This window comes from Chryseobacterium contaminans (assembly GCF_001684955.1).
GTDB classification, from domain to species: Bacteria; Bacteroidota; Bacteroidia; order Flavobacteriales; family Weeksellaceae; genus Chryseobacterium; species Chryseobacterium contaminans.
Genome location: NZ_MAYF01000155.1, coordinates 1 through 3931, shown reverse-complemented (window position 1 = coordinate 3931; position 3931 = coordinate 1). Strand labels below are relative to the sequence as shown.

Genomic DNA, 3931 nt, shown 5'->3' with positions numbered 1-3931 from the left:
AATATAAGTGGATTTTCGGGAGGGGCGGCTTCGCCGCCCCTCCCGAAAATCCACAAAATAAAAATTATTTATTTAAATCTTTTCTTAAAACTGAACTTCAGCCTGTTCATCAGTCCAGGTTCTATAATATCAATTCCCAGTCCGAAATTACTGTCAGCCACCGTGTGATGATCTGCTCTGAACTTTTCAAACTCACTTTGCGGAATTTCAATATTCACTAATGGATTATATTCTATATAAACGCTTGCTCCGTTTTTAGAAACCTTCTTACGGCTTTTGAAATCAAAGTAAGGATTATTGATACTGCTTTCCTGTACCGTATATTTTTCTTCCACATCAATTTTCTGATCCGTATATAGGTTAATTTCATACTTCTCACTGTCGTAATTATGCCAGAACGGCAAATCTTTATGCATAAAATCTCTGGCTCCCGTCTTCACAACATTTCTGTCAAAATACATCAGAAAACGATTTTTCTGTGGATCTACATAATAAGGATTTTCAATAGTAGCTGTATATTGAATCTTCAGTTCATTAAGCTTTTTATCATCACTTATAACATCAATCGCCGCTTCCTCAAATATATTTCTGACATCTGTTCCATTTCTGTCATTGGAATAATTCAATGCATAAAAAAGAAAGCTGTTCCAGCTATCTATAATCTCTCTTTTATTGGTGACCTTAAAATAACGTCTCATTGCATTGGCCCGGTTTCCTTTGTAAACCGTTTCCAGATTCAGCTTACCGGTTGTCCCCTGTACATTGATATTTACTTTCTCATCAATACAGTAATAAGGATATTTAAAAGACTTTCTCACCTGAAGCTCCTGATCTTTTTTCACTTCCAGATAATGCATGAAATACATAAAACCTCTGTATTCAATCAATCCAAATTCATCACGGATCGTAGCATCCACAAAGTATTCATGCCCTTTATAATTAATCTTTACTACCGCATGATTAAAACTTAATAAAGAAGGCAGATAATATTTAATATAATAATCTGTATTAAAATTCACCAATATTACAGAGGCTTCTACGCCAATATAATCAAGAATAACCTTTAGCAAAACGGATTTCGCTTTGCAGTCTCCCTGTTTGTTTTCATAGGTTACAGAAGGCTCCTGCGGCTTATGACCATTCATCTCATCGGCATTATAAGTATAATAGATATGATTCTGAACATATTCTATAGCAAATTGCAGCTTTTCATCCAGATTACTGATAGCATCAAGCTTTTCAATAAGGTTGGGAGCAAAATCCTTTAAAGAAGCTTTATTAAAAATATCTTCATAAATAGGAACAATATAATTGGAAAGATCTTTCCAGTTACTGTCTGTAGCGAAATCTATATAGGGAAAAATTTCACGCCCGGAATCTACAGGATTGATATAATTCTGCTCTTCAATAACAAATTGTTCTCCTTTTTTTAAGTAATTCACTTCCGGCTCCAGAACATTTCCCTTCTCATCTCTAAAATAAGTCTTTTTATAGGCGATGGTCTGCTCACGTTCGTTGATGAATGTAAATTTAAAATTGCCATAGGCCCAATAATTATCAGGACTTACCCAGACATATTTTGAAAATTCTTTTCTGAGGAAATCACGATCAGTAAATACTTTCACTCTTGAATCTTCCAGCACAAGTACATCGTACAGTCTCAGATCTTTAATGGTAATATTAATCTTTTTATTACTGCTCAGTACCCCACCACCGCTCTGATTTTCACTGTCCAGTACTTTAATCTTAGTATCCGGGATCTTATCAATCAGTACACCGTCTCTTACCACACTGATCCTGTGAATCTGGTATACTTCATTTTCTTCCACAATAATATCGGAAGCAGAAGCTCTTTCCAGATTTCCCGGTTCATTTAATGTGTAGGCCATGCAGGCGTATTCACTATTTTCAGTATTGCTTGTATAATATTTTTTGTCTAAAAAATAGCAGTAATCTCGGCCTTCGCTGGTTTGTTTCTGGGCAAATTCAGAGTCCTTGATTCTGTCTATAATTTCCTGGTCTCCAATATTTCCCGCCCACCCTTCAGGCTGTTGAATCTTGTAGTTTTCCACTTGAATTTGATGATCCATATTTTTTATTGATGTATTATGTTCTTTGATTTCGTGAATTGAGAACCTCAAATTAAATGATTAAAAAACTAAAAAGCAATAGAAGAACTGCGACAATTCAAGAAAATTTCGGCATGGTAATTGCCAGGTAAGGTTTTAAAATCAAGTTTATGAAAAGTATAGCAACAATTCTAAAAGGGGCAGCACCCGCATTAGCATTATTTGCAATGACGCAGTGTACAACAACAGCTGGAGTATCCGCTGGAGATGAAAAAACATTCATCGTAGGACCACAAACAGCAGACTGTACAGGAGTAGCACCTATGAAATGTTTGCAGGTAAAAGAAAAGGCTTCAGAAGACTGGACAAATTTTTACACAAACATCGAAGGATTTACTTATGAACCAGGGTATGAATATGTTTTAAAGGTAAAAACAGAAAAAATTGCCAACCCGCCGGCTGACGCTTCTTCAATTAAATATACATTGATAAAGCAGGTTTCTAAAACAAAAAAAGAAGTTACGGGAGCTGGTGAAAAAACACTTATCGTAGCTGCACAAACTGTAGACTGTTCTGCAGGAGCAGGGCGTATGAAATGCCTACAGGTAAAAGAAAATGCTTCTGAAAATTGGAGCAATTTTTACAGCAATATTGAAGGCTTCACTTACGAGCCAGGTTACGAATATGTTGTAAAAGTAAAAACAGATAAAATCGAAAACCCACCGGCAGATGCTTCTTCAATAAAATACACATTGGTAGAGCAGGTTTCTAAAACCAAGAAATAAAATAAAAGAGCTTCAGAAATTTCTGAAGCTCTTTTATTTTATAGTTAGGAAGCCCGAAATTGGATGCTGGAAGTAATGACAGACAGTAAACTTATCTTTATTAATTTGCATAGATATTAGCCTAAAAGCATTTATAAAAAGAGTTTCATCACTACTTTCAACGACCATAACTTCCCTCTTCCAGCTTCTAGCTTCCTTTCTCGCTAATATCCCGATTCTTTTTGCGGTGGTTCAGGGTACTTTCCTTTGGTAGCTTCTCCTACTGTATTGGCAGTAGTCATGGCAACCACAAGATCATTCAGCATTCCGCTTGCTGCGGTAGGCGAATTGGGAAGAAGTACAAGATTACTTCTGTTACTTGCTCCTACGGAATGTAATGTATCATAATGCTGTGTTACAACAATCAGTGCAGAGGCTTCATGGGAATTGATATCCACATTATTCAGCATTCTTACGGATTCTTCAAGTCCTTTTGCGATTTCTCTCCTTTGGTCAGCAATCCCTTGTCCTTGTAATTTTTTAGATTCTGCTTCGGCTTTTGCAACAGCTACAATTCTAATTCTTTGCGCTTCAGATTCATATTCTGCGGCAGTTTTTTCTCTTTCTGCAGCATTGATCCTGTTCATGGCATGTTTTACCTGCTCATCCGGATCAATATCCGTTACCAATGCTTTGATAATATCATATCCGTAGCTGTTCATCGCTTCCTGAAGTTCACTTTTTACAGCTACAGCAATATCGTCTTTTCTTACAAAAACATCGTCCAGTTTCAGCTTAGGAACTTCGGCACGCACAACGTCAAATACAAAAGAAGTAATCTGGTTTTCCGGATTTTCCAAACGATAATACGCATCTCCTACCTGATTTCGGATTACCTGATACTGAACTGAAATTTTCATCTTAATGAATACGTTATCCAGTGTTTTAGTATCAATCATTACATCCAGCTGCTGAATTCTGAGATTTAATCTTTTTGCAATCTGATCTATAATAGGAAGCTTCAAATGAAGCCCTGAATGTTTTACTGCCTGGAATTTTCCACACAGTTCAATGATTGCAACTGTCTACTGTTTAACC

Annotated in this window: 2 protein-coding genes and 1 pseudogene; 1 reads left to right on the top strand and 2 read right to left on the bottom strand. The window is 36.3% G+C overall.

Annotated elements, in window-relative coordinates; genetic code table 11:
• Positions 1-68: 68 nt before the first annotated feature.
• Positions 69-2090: a DUF3857 domain-containing protein gene (locus BBH99_RS10245; RefSeq protein WP_066695219.1), complete on the bottom strand. Its 2022-nt coding sequence runs from the start codon at positions 2088-2090 to the stop codon at positions 69-71.
• Between the two features lie 149 nt (positions 2091-2239).
• Here BBH99_RS10245 and BBH99_RS22750 point away from each other — a divergent pair, with 149 nt between their 5' ends.
• On the top strand, positions 2240-2854 hold the full coding sequence (locus tag BBH99_RS22750) for a DUF4377 domain-containing protein (protein ID WP_228390785.1): 615 nt from the start codon (positions 2240-2242) through the stop codon (positions 2852-2854).
• Between the two features lie 203 nt (positions 2855-3057).
• Here the strand turns inward: BBH99_RS22750 and BBH99_RS10235 are convergent.
• A pseudogene (locus tag BBH99_RS10235) lies at positions 3058-3918 on the bottom strand (SPFH domain-containing protein); the annotation flags it as partial.
• Positions 3919-3931 lie beyond the last annotated feature (13 nt).